The organism is Salmonirosea aquatica (assembly GCF_009296315.1).
Lineage (GTDB): Bacteria > Bacteroidota > Bacteroidia > Cytophagales > Spirosomataceae > Salmonirosea > Salmonirosea aquatica.
The window spans coordinates 669632-691710 of the sequence record NZ_WHLY01000002.1; the positions used below are offsets into that span (position 1 = coordinate 669632).

The window sequence follows — 22079 nt, forward strand, 5'->3', positions numbered from 1 at the left end:
TAGTTTATTTGCAATACTTCTTTTTCCAGAATTGCCACCATTTCCTTTCGACAATGGTCAGCCCGCCACCGGAAATTACCATTTGGGCCTTTTGGGGGATTGAAGATAATTCAATTATTTGAGGAAAACTCTCAACCGTAGCGCTGAAAGTGGTATCTCCACTTTGAGGATGAATAACCATGTACCGTATTTCCTGGGTGGTTGCGCTATCCGGTATAAGCAGCTTGAAGTACCCGTCTTCGTCGGTGGTAGCAAGGTGTTTATTTCCCCTTCCCATTGGGTGCACGAATGCATTGAAAACGGGAGCTTTTGTTTCGGCAGAAACGACACGGCCGCTGATCCAGATTTTCTGCGCGTAGTGGGGACTGACTTTCGCTTCTTTTAAGAATTTTTCCTGTTGCGTTGGTGGCTCGACCATGGCTATCGGTTCCCGCACGATCAGTTCCTGCGCCTTGCCCTCGGCAGCAGAAAGCAGGAACAAACTGGCCAAAAGCCGAAAGAACCGGGCTTTGTTCGACGGCTCGGCTTTGCTTACCAGGTACCGATTCATCTGGCTCTCTTCCAAGCGTCCACACAGATTTCCGCTGGACTTTTCGATTATCGCCAGTACCTGATCATCCGAAAGTTGAGTGAAGTCGATCACATTTTTGCCACATGCAGCACAAAAGCGGCCCGAATCCGTAGGGCGCATCTTGTCCCAGCTTTCAGCACAGGGGCTGGCGATTTTGAGTAAGTAGTTGGATCGCTTCATAGCAAATGGCATTGAAGGATAAAGATACATGAACCTGACTCAATTCAAAACTCGAAGGCAGGTTGCTTACATCCGCTTCTTCTCCGCCTCATTCAAATCCACAATAACGCCCATGAGCGAGGCATGAACGAATGTCTGCGGGAAATTGCCCAGCATTTCTCCGGTGGCTACGTTACCTTCTTCGGCCAGGTACCCCAGGTCATTGGCAAATTCCAGGGCAGCATCGATTATCCGCCTGGCTTTTTCCAGCTCATCCAGCATCACGTAGTACTGCGCTACCCAAAGCGACGCGGCCAGAAATACGCCTTCTTTGCGGGAATCGAATAGTTCAAGGCGGCGATGGTAGAGCTCTCCCTCCTTCAGGGTACATTCGATTTCCTGCATGGTAGCTACCATCTCCGGGCTGTTGGGCTCACAGAAAAGCCATACAGGATACAGGGCTGCTGTCACGTCGACGTGTTGCGATCCGGCATAGACTGCGTAAGCACCGCTTCGGGTCAGGCAGTGTTTGTCCACAAACGCGCGGATTTGGCGGGCTGCCTCATTCCACTTATTGGCCTGCTTCTCGGTTTCAGCGTGTACGGCAATAAATTCCAGTGCCTTGGCGGCAATCACCTTACTGGAGGTAAAATGCTGCTCGATGCCCTCTTCCCAAATCCCGTGGTCTTTCTCGTGCCAGTTATCTGCCACAAAATCAGCGATCCGGTGAACTGTTTTCCAATGAGGTTTATCGCCCCTTTTAGCATAAATCAGTTTAGCCGCCAGCAGAACATTGGCATTGGCATCCAGTTGCAGCTGGTGGTTGGCGTCGTTGCCGATTACAACGGGCTTTTCACCTTTATAGCCCCGTAGCGGGATTTTCTCCAAGGGGGGAGCAACCCCCAATCCCAGGTCATAGAACGGGACGAACCGCTTGTCGTGGTTCTTTTCTTTGGCCTTTTCCAGAAATTCCAGAAACTTAACGGCGGGCTCCACCATGCCTACAGCCCGAATATGCGCGCTCGCGATCATAGCTGAATCGCGCAGCCACACGTAGCGGTAATCATAGTTGCGCCCACTGCCGGAGCTTTCGGGCAGAGAGGTGGTAGCTGCAGCCACAATGCCACCGCTAGGAGCGTGGGTCATTAGGCATACAGCCCGGCACGAATTGAGGATATGTTCTGCATACGCGCCTGTGTAGTCGATTATTTTCAACCTCTCCTCCCAGCTATGCAACGTATCGGCAAGGGACTGCCCAATTAGTTCGGAAGTAATGCCTCCCTTATGCTTTCTGGAAGAAGAAAAATGCACCCACCCCACTTCCTGAGGCGGAATCGTGATACGTATTTCATCGCCTGAATACCGAATGGAATGCGAGGACGAGAGGAGGTACACCTTCCGGTCGCCAATGATCAGGAAAGTACTCTCGTCCTGTTTTTCAATCCCAACCTCACCCAACCCATAATTGTCCCGAAATCGGATTCGGTGTGTCACCGGCACGTGAGATTCTGAGATTAGCCGACAAACGCCTTCCAGCGCGTCGTCCTGGTAGGGCATCCAATCGGTAAGTGTAAAGGTGTCAAACTTGGTACGCAGGATGCTGCTGCGGCCCAGGTACCCGCGTTTTTGGAAAACGGATCGTGCCTCAATTTCCCAAAACCCACCTTTCTCGGTATCGAGCAGGGAAGCAAAAAGGGCCGGATTATCGAACCGTGCGGGACAGTACCAGGCTATGGTACCTTTTTTATCCAGTAAGGCGCAGGTACGCTGGTCACCGATGATGCCTAGCTCCCGGATTTCGGGTTGATTGGGTTGGGTCATACCACCTTCGAAATATTGGTCGGCCTTTCGCTTTCCGACTTGCCTGGGCAAATGCTGCCTTATTTAGAATATTAGTTTATCATTTCCTATAACTATAATATTCAACAACCTTCCCCAACAATTCACCTGACATACCCCTAACCAATAAAAAAACGCCCTAATTGAGGGCGTTTTTTATAAGCAAAGAATGGTATGGATCAAGCGTTGAGGATTGAAATTCAGTACGTAAACATCCGGTCGCTATCCACCGCGAGTTCCACCAATTTTTTTGGCATGGCGAACTCGGCGGGCTTGCCCTGAATATCCGCATCGGTCATGCCACGGGCCTTGGCCGACATACCCGATACATAAAAGCGACCGCCTGCTTTCACGATGGCTTCGTAATGCTCTTTCAATTTGCCCGTACCTACCCCTTCCACCTTAGCCATATCCGCATCCCGCAGCAACAGTGCTGCATTGCCCGCCAGGAAAAGGGTTACGGTATGCCCTTCTTCCAGGGCCGTTTTTGCCACTAGAAAAGCAAGGGCCGCGCGAGTAGGGTCTTCGGGGCCGTGGGTTACGTGAATCAGGAATTTCATTTTTTCAGCATTGTTTTGATGGGTTTCGGAAATATCAATTCCCGCCAATGGGAGAAATAGCAGCAATAAGCCGTAAAAAGCTTTCATATTTTAACTGGTTAAAATAGGGCGAGTTATTCCTCTCGAATGAGTGTCTTGATTTGTTCGGCCATTTCAGGGGTCACGTTGACCTGATGTGCGTCGCTGGCGTGCTGGGCGGCCATTTGCAGCACTTCGTTTTCACTCTCGGCTTTGATTACCCCCAGGCAATCGAAACCTACCTCGCGGCAGTGTAGTACTTTCATCGTAGTGATTGGTTTGGATTTGAAAAAGAAAATAATATATAAGCACTTGATTTGGTGATTACTCCGCTTAGGCCAGTACGGCTGCCCGATTCTCCGGTTGGGATAGCAACATACCCGACCAGGCGGTAAAAACTACTGACATCCCTACCGTCAGCCAGGCGGTGGCGGTTTCCAAGCCATTTAAAATAGCCATGGTATGAATGACGATCAGCGCCAGATTGGAGATCAATACGAAAAAGACCAGAGCCTTACGGGCGAATGTGGGACCAGAGTCCCGGGCATATCCTAGCGCTACGGCAATGGCGATCAGGGACGACCCATAGCTCTGACTGAGCATTCGGGTAACCGGATTCATCATGGCTGGGTCGGCGAGGTACTGATTGCCGATGTACTCGGGCATGAAAGCTAAGGTAATGCCGAAGAGCAGGCAGACCGCCGCCACGCAAGTGAAGAGATTTTTGGTGTTCATAGTTGGGAAGGGTTTGAGTGTATGGGTTTGGCTTGAGTACTAAAGGCACTGTTGAAAAATTATGTGTTCCATCGACCAAATAGATAAAAAATTATAGGCTCAAATATCCTTTTCACAGGGGTACCTTACTACGTCATATATATCCTTTTCACCCCGTATTTTTCTGTTTTTCAACAGTCCGCTATCGTTCAGCCTACCTTTCTGACAACGATGTAGCTATTTTTAAGAAAGGAGTGATTCAGCAGGTAAAATTCTTCAACCCTACTCTACTAACCAATACTGATCATTCAGTATATTTAGCCTCATTTTGTCCCGATCTTCCATGAGCAACCCGGCCGCTAATACCCTAAATTTCAGCGCATACAAAAAGGCTTGGCATTTCGATCTCATCGAATCGGATATAGATGAAATAAACGATCTGATCGGGGCGAATCCACTGCTGCACGAAACGCTCCTACTCAGGAATTCAGCCTTAGCTATCAAGGACATCAAGCGGATGTACTATTCCTGCATTCTGGGCGACGTGGAGAAGGTCTGTGGATGGAGTAGGGAGATTTTTCTGAACGGAGGGGTAGATTTCTACGTCTCGCAGATTCCTGTTGCCGAGTTGCGGGGACTGGAGGAAATGACGCGACTCATGAACCAATACATAGTTTCGCTGAATGAAGAACGAGCCAAAAACTTCCGGGCTATCTTCGATTACAAACTGACCCGCTCGGACGGTACAGTCAGCCGAATTATTCAGGAAAGTGTGGCGCTCAAGCGCGATGCGAAGGGGAACATCTTATTTTTCCTGGTGTTGGTTTCGGACATCTCCAGTCTTAAGCGCGACCACCGCCAACACCTGCGGCTTACGGATGGAAAAGAAAACCTGCTGTATGAGGTGGATAATGCGACAGGAAAATGCCGTCCGTTGGAAGAAATCAGTAAGCGCGAGTTAGAAATCATCCGGCTTTCGGGGCAGAATTTGACTAGTCATGCCATCGCCGAAAGGCTATTCATTAGCCCCCATACCGTCAACACACATCGCCAGAAAATGCTCAGAAAATTTGGGATGACGGATACCATGGAACTCATCAACTTCCTGACCATCTACCGACTTCTCTGAGTTAGCCTGAATATATTTACTCTATTTATCCCTTCATTGTGCCCGTCAGTTTTTGGCGCTGATCCGGAAAAGTCTTAACGTGGGCCGAAACGCTGTTCATGAAATCCACCGCCAAGGTATCCCCCTGGAAGGTCAGCGTCAAGGTATCACCATGGATGGCGTCCACGAATTTCTGTTTTAACTGCAACGTGTTATCGTCCAGCCAGGTGGCCGTCCCGGCGATTCGGGACGGAATTTCGAGGCGGGTAGCTACCGGAAAACGCATTTTGTTTTCACCGGGATTCAGTTTCCAATCTTCCCATCCGAACGTGATTTTTTCCATGCCGCCTGGCGTAGCCATTTTCAATACGCAGGAATCCTTATTCAGGCCGACAGATAATTCAGTGATGTTGAAAGAGTTTTTGTTGATCGTGAATACTTTATCGTTGTAGCGGGCCGCCAGCGGTGAGGTTTTCGAGCCTTGAGGTACCGGAAGCGTCAGCTGGCTCAACTCTTTCTTTAAAATCGCCAGCTCAGTGGGTTTTTCGGGCAATTGTCCCTTAGCAAACGCTGGCAGCAGATTTTCGTAGGCAATGTTCATGGATTTCTGCAAATCCCAGCTTTCACTGGTCATGACTAGTACGGCATCCTGCTCGGGCATCACAAAGCAGAACTGCCCATAGGCCCCGTCGCCGCGGTAGAAGCCCGGCTTGCAACGCCAGAACTGGTAGCCGTAGCCCTGCGACCAGTCGCCGTCGCCCTTTTGGGATTCGGTTTGCTTGCTGGTGGCTTCCTCGATCCAGGCTGCAGGAAGTAATTGCTTGCCTTCCCACATCCCCTTTTGCAGATAAAACTGTCCGAACCGGGCAATGTCCTCCGTTTTAACGCGCAGGCCGTAACCCGCCGTGTTGAGCCCCTGCGGGGATTTTTCCCAGTCATAACCCACAATGCCTAGTGGCTTAAACAAGCGGGGTTCCAGGTACTCCTCCAGTGTTTGACCTGTCACACTGTACACGATAGCCCCCAGCATGTAGGTAGCGCCCGTATTGTATAGAAAATGAGAGCCTGGCGCATGGAGAACGGGCTGGGCGAGGAAGGTCTCCACCCACGATTTCCCCTCGGCATTCCGGATGGCTGGCAACGTATCGGCATCATGCCCGGTATTCATTGTCAACAGGTGCTTCACCCGCATGGCTTTTAAATTTTCGCCCGGATCGGCGGGGGCATCCTTGGGGAAGAATTTCAGGACGGGATCATTCACCGTAATTTTCCCTTCGCTCACCAGAAAACCAATGGCCGTGCTCGTAAAACTCTTGGAGAGCGAGTACAGGGTGTGCTTGAATTCTGGAGCAAAAGGTTTCCACCAGCCCTCAGCCACTACGTGCCCATGCCGTACCAGCATAAAGCTGTGCCATTCCAGCCCGGATACCTGAATAGCCTGCAGGAAGTTCAGAATACCGTTGGTGTCCACACCCTGCGATTCGGGAGTAGCCCGGGGTAAGTTTTGGGCAAGGGTACCTTGGAACTCAAAAGAAGAAAGTACACTCAAACCCACCGACCCCAGGCCAGCGAGTTTGACAAAATTCCGGCGGGTGGTTTTCATTTTTCAGTTGAAAGTTGACAATTTTCTTTCATAACAATTCACTTGCATTCAAAGCATTTGAGGAAAGGGTTTATACTTGATGTTCTTTTTAATTGTCCCCGATCAACTTTCCCTTTACCTCGGCACACTCATCTCCACGCCCAACGGCAACGGACTCCCGAACACAGGGGTACCATCGGCCCCAAAGGTGAAGGGCTGCATACGGGGCGCGCGCTTGCCACCGCACCCCTGCCCGGCCTCGGCGTTGGCGTGGTACAGAATCCAATTCTGCTTACCATTGGGCGACTTGAAAAAACTGTTGTGCCCCGCCGCGTGGGTACCCTTCACGTCATCGGCCCAAAAAACGGGCGCCGGGTGCTTTTGCCAGGATTTCGGGCTCATTAGATCGGCATTGGCATCGGCGTACACCATGCCCAGAGCGTAATAGTCAGTCCAGCAGCCACTTGCCGAAAAGATAATATTGACCCGGCCATTGGGGCTTTGCAGATACTGTGGTCCTTCATTCACCAGAACGATCGGCTGGTCGTCAGGACCCGGATGGGTCAACAAACCGTGCTGTTCCCAGGCAAACTTTGGGTCGGAAATACGGATACGGTTGCCCGTGCAAGTCCACGGGTTGCTCATTTTGCATAGGTAGATATCCTGCCGACCGTTCTCCTCGCCTTCCCAGCCCGACCAGGTCAGGTACAGTTGGCCCTTGTGTTCAAACACCGAGCCGTCGATGGCCCACTTGTCCTGCGGAGTTTCCAGCTTGCCTTTGAATGTCCAGGTACCTTCGGTGGGGTCGGGAGAATCATTTTCCAGTACATACAGGCGGTGATTGCGATTCTGCCCATTATCGGCAGCGAAGTAGATGTACCACTTGCCCCGCAGAAAATGCAGCTCGGGTGCCCAGATACTTTTGGAATACATCCCCGTAGCGGGCGGCGTCCATACGGTCACTTTTTCAGCAGAAGGTAACTGAGAGAGGTCTTTGGTTTTCCAGATATTCAGGTCTTTGCCTGTGGTGTGCATGTAATAGTAGTAGCCGTCGTGGTAGATAGACCACGGATCCGCCCCGGCAGGTAGCAAGGGATTCCTGAAGGTTTGGGCGTGGAGGGAGGTAGCTAGAAGTAGGAGGAGTGCTATTTTTTTCATTAAAAGCGATTGATTATGAACAAATTTCCAGGCTCACATCCAATAATGATGGAGGTGAACCTGGAAAAGCCGGCCTATCGCTTTTTCTAATGGTAGGTACCTCTAACGGCCCATCACTCCACTTCCGAATCCTTCGCTTTCTTTTTCAATGCCGTCGGTAAGGGCATACCTAGTAAATCATGATTTGGGCTAAAACCATGGCCGTCTACGTCCACAAATACCGGGTTTGATACCGCGATAGGCAGGGCGGTTTTCATTTTCCCGCCCGTAACCAGCCCCACATTTTCTCCCAGTCCGTACGCCATCACGATGATATGGGCATCGGTTTTGAGGTCAAGAGGTAGGGTACCTTCAAAAACGGTGGGCGTATTTCGGAACATCGCCGGATTGTTTTTTTGATTAAAAATCAGCGAACTATCGGCTTTCCCGTTGACCAGAATCTGCACCGTGTTGACGGGTGCCCAGTTGGCGGTCAATACTTTCACCTGAACCTTGATTTTTCCATCAGCCGCTTTTATTTCTTCACCGGGTAGCGCCCCATTGACGCGCACCTCCATGAAAGGTCCGTCGCTGATGACCACGTGGCCAGCCTTGACCTGCCGCGCTACCTCTTCCGGATCGATTTCTTCCGGCTTATCGTGGGGCACATGTACATAATTGAACATGGACCCACTGGCATGGCCTACCGTATGATTGTCCGAATTGGCGGTACCGAAAATCCGGTAACCACGATTCAGCATCTGCAGCCAGTGGAAGGAGCGGGTATCCGTGTCGCCGCCATTGACGGCCCCCGGTAGGTCGGCCATGGTTTCCCGGATTTCCATTACATCCGTCATGCTTTCGGTGCCAAAACCCTGGTCTATTTCTCCATCCTGATTTTTATCAAAGTACAGCCAGCCGATGTTCGGGTGATTTTGCTGCATGAGCTTAAAGCGGTCCTGATCGTAGTGGTACAAACGGCTCATTTGCACCCGTGGGTCTGCGTCCGTTTTGGGTGCCCCGTAGCCGCGGCCCGGTTTCGGTCGTAGCGGAAAAGCAATCTGATGGTTGATGTCGCCAGGGCCGGGGCGTCCGCTCAATTCAATGCCCGCGGCCGAAGCGATGTAGGGTTGCAAACCTGCCGCCCGGATCACTTCCGTATAGGAACTGATGCGGTTGTGTTCGGTAGCCGGGGCGAACTCGATGCCCGAAGCGGCCAGGTTGATCACCCGGTCCTCGCGGCCTACGTTGGAATCACCACTCCCGGTCGAATGGTTGTGCAGATCGGCTAAGATCCAGTTAGGCGTAGTGAACAAGCGTTTAATCTGAATCGTCAGGGGCTTGGCTTCTCCCCTACTCAGCGTAACCTCGCGCACCTCGGCCTGGTATTCCGGTCCGTGCGACACAATGACCCGGTAGGTACCGGGCGGCAGAGGAACTTCAAAATGGGGAGTATGGCTGTAATACAAATTAAACGCCCCTTCGGTGCGGGTTTCGGGGCCCAGCATCGGGTTCTTGGTACCTTGGGCACCCCGGAATTCCACTTTGACGGGCAGCATTTTTCCGTCGGCACTTTCTACCCGCATCAGAACTTTCGTGGGCGGCTGCATCACCAGCGCAAAGGCTTTGTCTGATGGTATCGTTATCTCCCGGCGCAGGGTATCATGACCGGGCTTGGAGGCTTCTACCTGGTGGCTTCCCACCGGAAGATATAGCCTACCCTGCCCCGTAGCATCCGTAATAGCAGATGATAGTACTGCGTTCTGCGCATCGCGTACTGTCACGAAAGCTCCGTCTACGGCTTGGCCTGTAGTAGTTTTCAGGTTAATGGCAAGCGAGGGATTCTTTTCACCGCTCAACGTCATGTATTGTTTTTGCAAATCCGCCACATCAGTTCCGGTGAGCAGCACGCGCGAAATGGTTAGCTTTTGCCCCGGATTCAATTGAACAGAATCCTCCGCGTACAGAATTTCGTAGCCCAATTTGATAAGATTTTTGCGCCCTACCCTGCCCTCTGTGTAGAGTTCCCGATCCGTGGTAGCAACCCCGTAGGCCGCATGGTACCAGTCGTTTTGCAGATAGGCCAGTCGGCTTTCTCCCTGCGGGGCCGCGTCGTCCACCCGATTATCACAGCGCAACTGATCGTACAGGCGGACGGCCACGGTCTTGCCGGTTTTGTTTTCGTATGTAGTCATCACGCGTAGAAACCCTTCACCGTCGTTCAACGTGTAGGTGGTGGCAGATCCGTAGGGTTCGGCAGCGGTGGGATACCTAATGGCCTGCAACTGCACAGAGGTACCCTTGTCCCGGAGGACGATGATCGTATCGGCAGAAGGAATATCCACCCGCGCGCCCTGCGGATAGTACACTACCAGTTGGTCGTTGTTGACGCGGCGGCTGGTGTAGTCGATCACAGCACCCTGGATGGAGGACACCATCTGATTGGCCTCCCGGTCGGAATACGCCGCGCCGATTACGGCCACCACCCAATCGTTGCGCATGAGCCAGTCGCCTGCCATGCCATCTACTTCTTTCCCACCCGGCAGCAAAGACAAGTTTTTTTCGGTCAGGCGGACAATCTCGCTGCCCTGAGCAGCTCCGACCAAGCTGGAAAACAAGACAACATAGTACCCGAATTTTCTTAGGCACCCTGTTAGCAGCCCGCTTCCAAAGCGTTTTTCAATGATTCTTATTAATGGTAGTGCTTCTTTCCTGTCAAACATTTTCTCTAGGGTCGTATTTTAAAAAACTGATCCTTCGAACTTTTCTTTTTGGGGATCGTCCTCAGCGCTTCGCCCGCCTCGATGGCCAGATCGGCCTCAATGATATCAGCTCCCGAAGCGATGATGGCCAGGTACCCCTTGTCCAGTTCGTTTTTGGCTATTCCCTTTTCCGCATAGGCTTTGTCGATCGTGCGGGAACTGCCCACGATGGCCAGCGTACCCTTCTTGTGCAGATGCTGGAAAATCGTGGCATCCTTCGGCTGCGTGTGCGTAACAAAGGCCACGACGTTCTGCCAGGATACCCCCATCTGCTCAAACCGGTCGGCGGCCTCCCGGTCCGGGATGAACACTTCCATCGCCACCTCAGGATTCAGAGCATACGCAAGTTGGGCGTCCTCAAAGGTATAGGCCATTACTAAAGCATTCGCTTCGGCCCGGTGTTTCGTGATTTCCTGTACCCGTGCTGGCATGGGTACGTCTTTCTGATCCACGATGAGTACCGTTTTCCCCTTCGCCCATTCCAGCGCCTCGCCCAGGGTAGGTATCGGATAGTCTGTCACTCGTCCATCCGGATCTTTCAACCGGAGTTTCCGCAATTCTTCCAGGGTAAAGCCCGATACTTTGCCGTGACCGGTGGTGGTGCGGTCAAGGGTAGGATCGTGCATGAGCACGATGGCGCTGTCTTTGGAGTAGCGCGGATCGATTTCCAGCATAGCCCAGGTACTTCGCAGGGTATTTTCGAAGGTAGCCAGGCAATTTTCGGGGTAACCCGGACGTGGTCCCCCCCGATGCGCGCTCACGAAAGGAATCCGGTCGGGCCGCGATCGGTCGGGGCCATACCGCAGAAAAGTCCGCAACTGACGGGGATTTTTCAGGCTGATTACGTGCAGTCTGGGAGGTTGAGAAAAACCCATAAAGCCGGAGATAACGGCCAGTGCCAACACGAGCAAAAATCGGTATCCCCGGCGAATTAGTTTGCGCATCAGTAATTCGGATTTTGTACCAGTTTCGTGTTGTTCAACTCGGGCAACGGAATAGGCAGCACTTCGTTCTTACCCGCTACAAAACCATCTGACGCCAGCATAGTCGCGGCCCGGCCCGTACGGACCAGATCGTACCAGCGGTGGCCTTCGGTAGCCAGTTCCAGTCGGCGCTCGTTGTAGATATTTGCCAGCGTAGCTTCAACGGGATTCAGGCCCACGCGGGCACGCACGGCATTCAATAAGGTAGCTGCCCGCGTAAGGCTACCGCCCCCCTGTACCAATGCTTCGGCTTCCATAAGGTAAGTATCGGCCAGGCGCATTTCGATGTAATTCTGCGGATAGTTGAGCGCCGAAGGACCGGCTCCTTTGCTTTCAAACACCTTCAACGGCGCGTATTTCTGGATAAAATACCCCGTATCCTCGTAGCCCGGAATGTAGGTGGCTTTCTTAGCTTTCACTAGACTGTCCACATCCGCCACAGTAGCTTTAAAACGAGGGTCATAATGCAGGGCATGGTACAACCCCGGCGTGATGGGGCAGCCGCCCCAGCCCGAGTAGTATTCCGGACCGTTGTAGCTGCGGGGGCCGAACATCTTGCTGGCAATCAACCCTTCCACTTTGGAAGCATCGCCCCAGCCCGAAGCAGCGATGGATGTATGAGGAATCTCGATGATCGCTTCGCTGCTGAATGGGTTATCCGGTTGGAAAATGGTATTAAAATCTTCCAGTAGCTGATACCCATATTTGTTGGTAGTGCCCGGCGTACCATTAACCTGGGCCAACAACTCAGCGGCTTTCGTCCACTTCTTTTCAAACAAATACACCTTGCCCAGCAGCGCCCGCGCCATGCCCGCTGTTACGCGCCCCCCTTCCGTTTCGACAGGTACCTTGTCCGGCAGGTTGGTTTCGGCTACCGCTTCGGTCAGGTCTTTTTCGATCTGGGCATACACGGTTTCCGGCGTGGCCTGCGTCACGTTGTAAATCTCGCTCGTTTCAATGGGCGCGGTAAATAGAGGTACCTTGCCGAACAGGCGCACCAACTCAAAATAGTAATAGCCGCGCAGGAATTTGGCTTCGGCCACGTACCGTTTTTTGACCGCCGCACTCAGGTTGGGTACCTCGCCTTCCAGCTTGGTCAAAATAGTATTAACCCGGGAAATGCCCGTGAAGTTTTTCTGCCAGAAATCAAGCTGCGGACCATTGGCCGGATCGAGCGTGAAGGCATTCATCGTATTTAGGAAGGGTACATCGGATGAGCTACCCCCACCGCCATAACAATCGTCGGAGGCGGCATTCAGGCAGGCAAAGTTGCCGTACTGAACCGTACCTTCCCAGCTCATCGGATCGTAGGCCGCCACCAGACCGTTGAACACTTCTTCGGGATTCTTGTAGTAATTGGTTTCTACCTTCGTGGCTTTGGCATCCACTTCCAGGAAGTTTTCCTGGCAGGAAGTCAACAGGGGTAAGCTGGTCGCTAAAAGTGCCGTATATAAGATTTGTTGCTTCTTCATTTTGGAGTTGATTTAAGGTTAAAAACCAAGATTGAGGCCCAGCAAGAACGAGCGCGACTGCGGATAAATAGCCCGGTCGATACCGTAGCTACTACCCCCGATTTCAGGATCGTAGCCTGTGTATTTCGTGAACGTAATCAGATTATTGCTACTCACGTAGATGCGGGCTTTCTGCAGTCCGACCTTACCCGCGATCGCCTTAGGCAGTGTATAGCCTACCTGCAACGACTTGATCCTGAAATAGTCGCCGCGCTCCAGATGAAAGTCCGACGGATTGGCGAAGTTCTTGTTGGCATCCTTGGTGGTCAGGCGGGGGTAGGTATCCGACGTACCGGGCTCCGTCCAGCGATCGAGCACGCTGGTCTGCCAGTTGGCCGTGGGAATGTCCAGACGGCGCAGGCCCTGGAAAATATCGTTGCCGGCCACGCCCTGTCCGAACACCAGCAGGTCGAAATTTTTCCAAGAAGCATTGGCTGTAAACCCGAACGACCAGTTGGGAATGGGATCACCGATGAAGGTACGGTCGTCCGAGGTAATCTGCCCATCGTTATTAATGTCCGCCCAGCGGAAGTCGCCGGGCTGGGCCGCTGGCTGAATGGGCTTCCCGTCAGGCCCCGTGTAGGCTTCGATTTCCTGTTGATTCTGGAAAATGCCCTGCGTCTGGAATCCGTAAAAAGAGCCGATGGCGTGTCCCACTGCCGTCCGGGTAAGTTCGTAGGTACTGTTCTGCAAAGTGGCTCCACCCTGCAAAAAATCCTTGCCTTCACCCAGGTACTTCACTTCGTTTTTCAGGTACGAAATATTACCCCTCAGATTGAGCTTTACGCCCCCTACCTGCTTGCGGTAGCCGAGTTCCAGTTCGACGCCCCGGTTGCTCATGTCGGCTACGTTGCCGTAGGACGAGCCCGTTGCGCCCACATAGGCGGGGAACGTGACGGTTTGCAGGATGCCCGTCGTCAGTTTGTTATACCAGTCGAAGGTCAGGTTCCAATCCTGGAAAAGCACCATATCCACGCCGAAGTTGAGCTGGCTGGTCTGTTCCCACCGCAGGTCGGGATTGGCCGGTGCGTCAGGGCTGTAGCCAATCAGGTAGTTGTCGTTGCCGAAGGTGAAGTTCCGGCCACCACCCACTGTGGACAGGTACCGGAAATTACCCAGCACGTCGTTGCCGGTAACCCCGTAGGAAGCCCGGAATTTCAGGAAATTGATCGTGTTCTTGATCGTCCAGAAATCTTCCTGCGAAGCGACCCAACCTACCGAGGCGGAGGGGAAGTACCCAAAACGGTTGTTGAACCCGAAGCGCGAAGAACCATCACGGCGCAACACGCCCGTGAACAGGTACTTTTCATTGTAGCTGTAAGTCACCCGGCTGAACAGCGAACTTACCTTATGATTAATTCCCTCGTAGCCGGTGGCGTTGATGTCATTGGCTGAGGTACTGTAATTCATCGAAGCCTCCTTGAATGTATTGACCGGCAGGTTGAAGTACGTCACCGTGAGGCCCGTGGAGTTGTTGTCAAGGTAGGCTCCCTGCCCGACCAGAATGGTAAAGTCGTGCTTTCCCGCGGTACGGCGGTAGGAAGCCGTGTTTTCCAGGTTCCAGTTCACGGTTTTACCATTGAAGCGGGAAAAGGAAGTCTGGGTAGTCAGCTGATTGGAATTCAGGTAGCTCAATGGGGTAAAATTCTCATTGCCATTGTAGGACAGGGTGGTACCTACCGTCGACCGTAATTTCAAGCCTTTCAGCGGCTCTGCCTCCACGAAAACATTCCCCACGATATCGTCCGACCAGTTGTAGTTTCCTCGCACGGTTTGTACAAAAGCCAGTGGATTGGTAACCTGCTGCGCAATGTAATCCGAGATACCGTAGGGGTTGCCCTGCGCATCACGCACCACGGGCTGCGTGGAATAAGGTACCTGGCCTGCTACGGTGGGATCGGTAATCACCGTAGGCGTAATGGGGTCGAGCATGAGGGCCGAACTCAGCGGGCCGCCGAAATTACTGTTGGCATTGACACCACTTTTGTTCCTGATATGCGAATAGCCCAGCGTTTGACCAAAAACCAGCCAATCCTTGATTTTATGCGAGGAATTGAGCCGGATGTTGTACCGCTGAAAACCCGATACCTCCGAGGCCACGATTCCCTGCTGGTCGTAATAGCCAAACGAAGTGTAGAAAGTCGACCGATCGGTGCCACCACTGATGCTGAGTTCGTGATTCTGAATGCGGGCATTGTTATTGAAAATCAGTTTTTGCCAGTCGGTCCCCTTCCCATAGGAGGCCGGATCGGCGAAAGGAGCTTTCTTGCCGTCGTTGACCGCCTGCTCGTTCATCAGGGTAGCGTATTGGGACGCATCCAGCAGATCGAGCTTCTTGGCCGGAGCTTGACCGCCATAGTAGCCACTGTAATTGACCCGAATCCCGCCTGAGGTACCTTTCTTGGTCGTGACCAGGATTACCCCCGCCGAAGAGCGTGCTCCGTAAATGGCCGCCGAAGCGGCGTCTTTCAGTACTTCAATGGATTCTATATCACTGGGATTCAGGTAGTCGATCCCGCCGGTGCCTACCACAACGCCGTCGACTACGTACAAGGGATTGCTGGCTCCCTCATTCAGCGAAGTCGTACCCCGAATCCTGACCGTGGCCGTAGAGCCGGGCGCGCCCGAGCTGGAAGCAATCGTGAGACCCGAGGCCCGGCCCTGTAGGGCTTGCTCCAAACGGCCAATCTGCTGATTTTCGAGGTCAGTCGATTTTACGCTGGAAATAGCTCCGGTTACCACGCTTTTCTTTTGGGTACCATAGCCGACTACCACTACTTCCTGTAATGCCTGAATATCGGCCGTCATGGCGACATCAAGCAACTGGCGACCATTCAGTTCGACGATTTTAGTAACATAGCCGATGTAAGAAAAAACGAGCGTCTGCACGTCATCCCCGATGCTGATTTTATAATTTCCCTCTACATCCGTGACGGTACCCTGGGTGGTACCCCGGACTACAATGCTCACGCCCGGCAGCGCCTGGCCGTTTTCCTGGTCGGTCACTTTGCCGCTCACCGTCCGGGCTACCTCGGCCCGAATTATTTTGTCGTAATGCTTACTTTGTCCCGTCGTGCGGACTATATTTTCCAGCCGCGACGATGAATCGGAGGTTTCTCGTTGAGAAGGTACTGTCCGGCTTTCCCGCTCTTTGGGATAAATGACGTAATATTTTTCGCGTAGCTTTTCGTATTTCAGCCCCAAAGGATTCAGGATTCGCTGCAACGATTCATCAATGCCAGCTGCGCCTTCAAAGGCCGCCGCACTAACCATTTTTCCTTTGACAACCTCCACCTCGTAGTTGAGGTACACTTTGTATTTTTTCTGCAAATCGCGCAGAACCGATTGCAAGGTCTGCGCCTTGCCGTCCAGTTCCGGCCTCTGGGATTCGGCAGGAAGGGAGGTACCCGCGCTGGCACCAAAAGCGGGCAATAGGCTACCTACGGACAACACACTCACCCAGAGCATAGCCTTGAAGAGTAACGACTTTTTCATAAGATTGTATAGTTTACTTTTTTGATTATACATAGTCAATGTCCCGGCTAGGGTTGCGGGACAGCAGGTTCACTTTTCCTACTGAATATTATTTTCTTCTGATCGATATCCACGTTGATCGCTCTGGACAGCGTTTGCAGCAAAAGGTCGATATCATCGGCCGGGAAGGTACCCCGGAAGGTTTTTTGTCCTAATTGACTCCCTTCAATGGATACCTTGAAATCGTAATTATCTTCGAGGAGCCGGGCGATTTCGTTCAGGGAAATATTGTCAAACACGAGTTGGTTGTCCTTCCAGGCCGTGTAGGGCGTTGGGTCTACCTCCTGCATCACGAGTTCCTGCCGGGTCGCCCGCACCATATCGCCCGGTTTCATCATAATGGTTTTTCCGGCGGCGTTGTCAAGTACCTTTACCTGTCCGGTTTTCAGGACTACTTTCGTTTCCCCGCGCCGATGGTGTACGTCGAAGGTGGTACCCAGCACTTCCACGGTCACATCCTGCGTATGTACCCTGAATTTCCGATACGTTGTAGCAGATGGGGATTGGGAAGTCTTTCGGCTGATTTTCCGAACCTCAAAAAACGCCTCCCCTTCCAGATACACATCGCGACTGCCCTGCTGCCAGTCCCGGGCGTAGGAAAGCTGCGAATTGGCGTTCAGCGTGACGCGCGAGCTATCGGGCAGAAAAACCGTTTTGGTTGCCCCATAGCCACTGCTGACCTGGATAGTAGAATCAAAGAAAAAAGTGGGGTACAGCAAGGCCAGGGTACCTGCGATCAGCAACCCAGAAGCCGCCAGCCAGTACCACCCATAGGATCGAGGCCGCCGAACGGGTAGCGGAATAGCCGTCTCCCGCTCGTCGATTTTCTGGTGGATAGCTATCCGCAATCGGTCAATACGAGCCTCGGAAATTTCATCCTGTTCAAAATCCAGCGACTTGATGAAGGCGATGGCTTCATGCACCATCGCTACCTTGTCGGGGTGGGTAGCCAGCCAGTGATTCCAGAAAGCCGTGCTGGACGGATCGGGATGCCTCACCCATTTCAGAAAGAAGTCGTCCGTCAGGAAATCGTCCGGGGAATAATCGTCATACTTCATGAAGAAGAAAATCAGTGGTACGACAGGAAATGGGAGAAAGCGAAAAAAGTATCCCTACTTTTTTCAAAAAAGAATGATAAACTTCAATTTATCCAAGAAAACAGCAACCGGACAGGTTAGAAGAAATAGAGAAATGAAAGAAGCAACAAAGTAGAAATCAAGACATTCCGCGGGGAGATTTTCTTTTTCAGGGAGTCCAGTGCTTTGTAGGTAAGTTTATATACAGACTTGACGTCGATCTCCATCGTTTCGGCAATTTCCTCGAAAGACAGCTCGTCGTAGAACCGCAAAAAAATCACCTCTCGCTGCCGGCTGGAAAGAAGGTCGAGCGCCTTTTGCAGCGAGCGGTTGACACGAGAAGTGGTCTGTTCCAGGATCAGCCGAAACTCGAAAGACTCTTCCGACCATGCATTTTCCAAAGAAAAAAGATGGCGTGGCTGGCGTTGTTCCTGCGACTTACGCCGGTACAGCGTTCGGCGAAGTACCTTGAAAAGATAGAAGCGAATACAATCCGTAGGTCCCAGGCGCTCGCGTTTTTCCCAGAGTTCAACAAATATATCCTGAATGCAATCCTCTACTAAATCCTTATCCTTTACCAGCTTGAAGCCGTAGCCGTACAAGGAACGGATCTGCTCCTGGTATATCCGATCCAGCGCATCTCGGTCGCCCCGTCGGAAGGCATCCCAAAGGTCGGAATTGTGGATGTCGGAATTAGGAAACATAAGGTACAAGGGCTTTGATCGGAGGAAATTCAATCAATTCCGAAAGGTAGAGAGTTAGGGTACGACGATGAGGAACGTTGGTGTTAAGGAATGGTTAACAATCGTTTAAAGTTGAAAAATTCATTCCTGAAATGCAATTTTTTCTTGATTGAAGACCAGAATGAAAAATTAATTCACTGCTTCAACGGCAATGAAAACTTCTTTCTTCAACGAGGCCGGGCGAACCGGGAGATACCTAAGTACCTTGCATAATGTCCTGTTGCATTTTTTCATCTTTTTATTTTGCTGTTTCTTTCGTTTCTTTGGTAGATCAACAATTGGTACAATAACAAATCGACTCACTTTCAACCCCAACATGAAAAATCTATTCTTTTTCCTTTTGCTTAGCTTCCCCGTCCTGGCCCAGGATGACAACGGCTACAAAATCCCTCCTAAACCTCTGGCCGACCTGGTGATGGCCACCCCCACCCCTACCGTGAGCGTAGATGGCAAGGGTGAATGGATGGTACTGATGTCGCGCAATACTGCCACGACCACCATCGCCGAGCTTTCTGAGCCTGAGTACCGGCTTGCGGGCTTGCGACTGAACCCCGCTACCAGCGGCCCCAGCCGGGCGGTATACACCAATGGCCTGACTCTCCGCAAAGTGGCGGGTGGTGCCAACGACGTGGCTGTGCAGGGCCTGCCGGACAACGCCAAGCTGTCCTATATTCAGTGGTCGCCCGACGATAGCAAGATTGCCTTTACCAACACCACCGACGATAAACTGGAATTGTATGTGCTGGATGTGGCTTCTGCTACGGCCCGCAAGGTGAGCGACGTAGCCCTGAGCGGGGTACTGGGTACGCCATTCCGCTGGCTTTCCGACAATCAATCCTTCATTGTGCGGGCTATTCCCGCCGAGCGCGGTAAGGCTCCCGTCATCACCCGGGTACCTGACGGCCCCACGGTGCAGGAAAACCTCGGCAAGAAAGCCCAGGCGGCTACCTATCAGGATTTGCTCAAGAATCCCAACGATGAAAAACTATTTGAATACTACACCACCTCACAGGCCATGAAACTGGGGCTGGACGGCTCCTTACAGCCCATCGGCCCGATGGGCATGGTGGCCACGGCCTCACCCTCGCCCGATGGCAAGTTCGTACTGGTGGAAACCCTGCACCGGCCTTTCTCCTACCTGGTACCGGTCAATCGTTTTCCGCAGAAAACCGATGTATATAGTATTGACGGTACTCTGGTCAAGAGCCTGAATGACAGCCCCCTGTTGGAAAACATGCCCTGGGGACGCGATGCCGCTCCCATGGGCCAGCGCAACCACGACTGGCGCGACGACACCCCCGCTACCATCTACTGGGTGGAGGCTAAAGACGGGGGCGATCCCAAGAAAAAAGCCGATGTCCGCGACGTGGTGTACAGTCTGGAAGCACCCTTTTCAGGTACCCCCAAAGAACTGTACAAAGCGACCTTCCGCTTCGGCGGCGTAACTTGGGGCGATGCCCAGACCGCCCTGTTCTCGGAGCGCTGGAACGAAACCCGCAAAGCCATCACCAAGCTGGTGAATCCCTCGAAACCAGAGAATCCAACGGTACTGTTTGACCGTTCGTCGGAAGACCGCTACGGTAATCCGGGTACCCCTGAACTTACCAAAAACAGTTACGGACAGTATGTGATGTACATGACGCCCGCCCGGGAGGTGTACATGACGGGGCAGGGCGCTTCGCCCGAAGGCGATCGTCCCTTTGTGGATTTGCTGAATCTGACCACCAAACAAAGCAAACGTTTGTGGCAATCGGAGGCACCCTATTTCGAGCGACCCATCACGATTCTCGATGCCCCCAAAGGCCTGTGGCTCACCAGCCGTGAATCGCAGGAAGAGCCGCCCAACTATTTCATCCGTGACCTGAATCCCGCGCCCAAGAAAGGCAAAAAAGCAGCCCCTGCCGCCCTGACGCAGGTTACGTTTTTCCCGCACCCTTATCCGCAGTGGAAAGGCATTCAGAAGCAGCAACTCCGCTACAAGCGTCCCGATGGCGTAGACCTGACCGCCACCCTGCTGTTGCCTCCCGGCTATAAGAAGGAAGACGGCCCGCTTCCCACCTTTCTGTGGGCTTATCCCGCTGAGTTCAAGAGTGCCGCCGCCGCCGGACAGGTAATCGGGTCGCCCTATACTTTTAACCGCATCAGCTACTGGACGGGTGCCGCCTTTGCCACGATGGGCTATGCTGTGCTTGAAAACGCTTCTATCCCCATTATCGGCGAAGGCAAAGATGAGCCTAACGATACCTATGTACAGCAACTTGTGGCGAGCGCTAAGGCCGCCATCGACGAGGGGGTACGTCTGGGGGTAGTGGACAGTAGCCGCGTGGGCGTAGGTGGCCACTCCTACGGAGCTTTTATGACCGCCAACCTGCTTACCCACAGCAACCTGTTCAAGGCAGGGATTGCGCGGTCGGGGGCTTACAACCGAACGCTGACGCCCTTTGGTTTTCAGAACGAGCAGCGTACCTACTGGCAGTCGCCCGAGGTATACAACACCATGTCGCCCTTTATGAACGCCACCAAGATGAAAACGCCCCTGCTGCTGATTCACGGTGAGGCTGACAACAACACGGGTACCTACCCCATTCAGTCGGAGCGTTATTACAACGCGCTGAAAGGCATGGGCGCTACCACCAAGCTGGTGTTTTTCCCCTACGAAAGCCATCATTACGATGCCCAGGAATCGCTCCTGCACATGCTGAACGAGATGAACGGCTGGTTGGATAAGTACGTAAAGAACGCATCAACGACGGCTTCGTCCTCTTCCGCACCGGCACGCATGGGCGGAAGTTCAAATAATAAATAAGCAGGCCGATAATTGACCTGAACGCTGGTAGGGATCAAAACCCTGCCAGCGTTTTTTTGTGGGATACGTATCACTCAACAGGGAGTACATTTTTTAGTTAAAAAATGTACTCCCTGTTGGTTTTTGTGGCAAATATTAAGTTACTTAATGTCGGCATTCCCTTCCACACGATGAAACGCTCCAATTACCTGATTCAACTGGATAATCCCTGCTCCGAAAGTTGGGATTCCATGACACCTACTCCCACGGGGCGGTTTTGTCAAAACTGCACCAAAAACGTCATTGATTTCACTGGCCTCTCCGACGATCAGGTACTGGCTATCCTCAAAAAATCCAAAGGTACCCTATGCGGACGAGTGGAGGAAACGCAGCTAAACCGCTACCTCATCAGCCGCACCGAATCCTCTTTTTCCACCCGCCTCTTCAAAGCCTTAGCCGGACTTTTTCTGTTGACCACCACAAAAAGTCTGGCCCAAGAACCCATCGTGAAACAGCCGCGCGCGCTCGTTCAGACTCCGACGGGATGGAGGCAAGACGCGGTCAGCCTAGCCAACAACCCCGACTACGCTTTGAAAGTCCGCTTACAGGCTCGTCTTATTTCGTCAGAAACCCAAAAACCTGCCCCCAACGCACTTGTAGCCCTTATGCTCCCACCCCGCAATGGCTACTCCCGTAGCGTATCTGTGACTACCTCTGATGCGGAGGGATTCTTTGAAATGACCATCCCCGATAGCTTAGTGGACCAGTCCACAAAGTTGGCCATTACTCATGTCGATTTTGCGCGCCAAAGTATACCCCTCCGGGCCGGAGCCTATCCCGAAGTCATCGAATTACTTCCTCCGCCGCCCATAGTCAAGGTTTCCGGAGGCGGTTTGATGGTAGTGAAGCGGAAGTGGTGGCAGCGGAGGAAGAAGAATTGTTCATAGAAATCCCGGAAATCGAACCACTGAAAAATTCTACTTTGCACCTTCAGGTA

General features: G+C 52.5%; 16 protein-coding genes. 3 read left to right on the forward strand and 13 right to left on the reverse strand.

Features of this window, described 5'->3' with window-relative positions; translation table 11 throughout:
* Positions 1–4 precede the first annotated feature (4 nt).
* The 5 genes from GBK04_RS03790 to GBK04_RS03810 form a co-directional block, all read right to left on the reverse strand.
* Positions 5–751, reverse strand: a complete 747-nt coding sequence (locus tag GBK04_RS03790; RefSeq protein ID WP_152756980.1) for a peptidase associated/transthyretin-like domain-containing protein — start codon at positions 749–751, stop codon at positions 5–7.
* A gap of 66 nt (positions 752–817) precedes the next feature.
* A complete protein-coding gene (locus tag GBK04_RS03795; protein ID WP_152756981.1) occupies positions 818–2551 on the reverse strand; it encodes a glycoside hydrolase family 15 protein in 1734 nt (577 codons plus the stop codon).
* Between the two features lie 218 nt (positions 2552–2769).
* On the reverse strand, positions 2770–3216 hold the full coding sequence (locus GBK04_RS03800) for a DsrE family protein (protein WP_373330692.1): 447 nt from the start codon (positions 3214–3216) through the stop codon (positions 2770–2772).
* A 26-nt stretch (positions 3217–3242) separates the two neighbouring features.
* A complete protein-coding gene (locus GBK04_RS03805) occupies positions 3243–3413 on the reverse strand; it encodes a DUF1059 domain-containing protein (RefSeq protein WP_152756983.1) in 171 nt (56 codons plus the stop codon).
* Positions 3414–3480: 67 nt separating this feature from the next.
* Complete coding sequence (locus GBK04_RS03810) at positions 3481–3882, reverse strand: hypothetical protein (RefSeq protein ID WP_152756984.1); 402 nt, start codon at positions 3880–3882, stop codon at positions 3481–3483.
* 322 nt (positions 3883–4204) lie between these two features.
* Between GBK04_RS03810 and GBK04_RS03815 the strand changes: the two genes are divergently transcribed.
* Positions 4205–4990: a helix-turn-helix transcriptional regulator gene (locus tag GBK04_RS03815; RefSeq protein ID WP_152756987.1), complete on the forward strand. Its 786-nt coding sequence runs from the start codon at positions 4205–4207 to the stop codon at positions 4988–4990.
* A 25-nt stretch (positions 4991–5015) separates the two neighbouring features.
* Here GBK04_RS03815 and GBK04_RS03820 read toward each other — a convergent pair whose 3' ends face one another.
* The 8 genes from GBK04_RS03820 to GBK04_RS03855 form a co-directional block, all read right to left on the reverse strand.
* Entirely contained in the window at positions 5016–6572 is a 1557-nt protein-coding gene (locus GBK04_RS03820) for a serine hydrolase domain-containing protein (RefSeq protein ID WP_152756989.1), read from the reverse strand.
* A 114-nt stretch (positions 6573–6686) separates the two neighbouring features.
* On the reverse strand, positions 6687–7709 hold the full coding sequence (locus GBK04_RS03825) for a glycoside hydrolase family 43 protein (RefSeq protein WP_152756991.1): 1023 nt from the start codon (positions 7707–7709) through the stop codon (positions 6687–6689).
* A gap of 113 nt (positions 7710–7822) precedes the next feature.
* Positions 7823–10306 carry a CehA/McbA family metallohydrolase gene (locus tag GBK04_RS03830; RefSeq protein ID WP_373330693.1) on the reverse strand — a complete coding sequence of 828 codons (2484 nt, stop codon included), beginning with the start codon at positions 10304–10306 and terminating at the stop codon, positions 7823–7825.
* A 110-nt stretch (positions 10307–10416) separates the two neighbouring features.
* Positions 10417–11394 carry a glycerophosphodiester phosphodiesterase family protein gene (locus GBK04_RS03835; protein ID WP_152756995.1) on the reverse strand — a complete coding sequence of 326 codons (978 nt, stop codon included), beginning with the start codon at positions 11392–11394 and terminating at the stop codon, positions 10417–10419.
* Positions 11394–12905 (reverse strand): RagB/SusD family nutrient uptake outer membrane protein, encoded by a 1512-nt coding sequence (locus GBK04_RS03840; protein WP_152756997.1) that lies wholly within the window; start codon positions 12903–12905, stop codon positions 11394–11396. Before GBK04_RS03840 ends, GBK04_RS03835 begins: the two co-directional genes overlap by 1 nt.
* Before the next feature lie 18 nt (positions 12906–12923).
* Entirely contained in the window at positions 12924–16439 is a 3516-nt protein-coding gene (locus GBK04_RS03845) for a SusC/RagA family TonB-linked outer membrane protein (protein ID WP_373330694.1), read from the reverse strand.
* Positions 16440–16486: 47 nt separating this feature from the next.
* Complete coding sequence (locus GBK04_RS03850; protein WP_152756999.1) at positions 16487–17536, reverse strand: FecR family protein; 1050 nt, start codon at positions 17534–17536, stop codon at positions 16487–16489.
* A gap of 116 nt (positions 17537–17652) precedes the next feature.
* The gene (locus GBK04_RS03855; RefSeq protein WP_152757001.1) at positions 17653–18258 is read right to left on the reverse strand and encodes an RNA polymerase sigma factor; all 606 of its coding nucleotides are present in this window, start codon (positions 18256–18258) and stop codon (positions 17653–17655) included.
* A 355-nt stretch (positions 18259–18613) separates the two neighbouring features.
* Between GBK04_RS03855 and GBK04_RS03860 the strand changes: the two genes are divergently transcribed.
* Positions 18614–21103 carry an alpha/beta hydrolase family protein gene (locus GBK04_RS03860; RefSeq protein WP_152757003.1) on the forward strand — a complete coding sequence of 830 codons (2490 nt, stop codon included), beginning with the start codon at positions 18614–18616 and terminating at the stop codon, positions 21101–21103.
* Positions 21104–21273: 170 nt separating this feature from the next.
* On the forward strand, positions 21274–22029 hold the full coding sequence (locus GBK04_RS03865; RefSeq protein WP_152757005.1) for a hypothetical protein: 756 nt from the start codon (positions 21274–21276) through the stop codon (positions 22027–22029).
* The last annotated feature ends 50 nt before the right edge of the window (positions 22030–22079 follow it).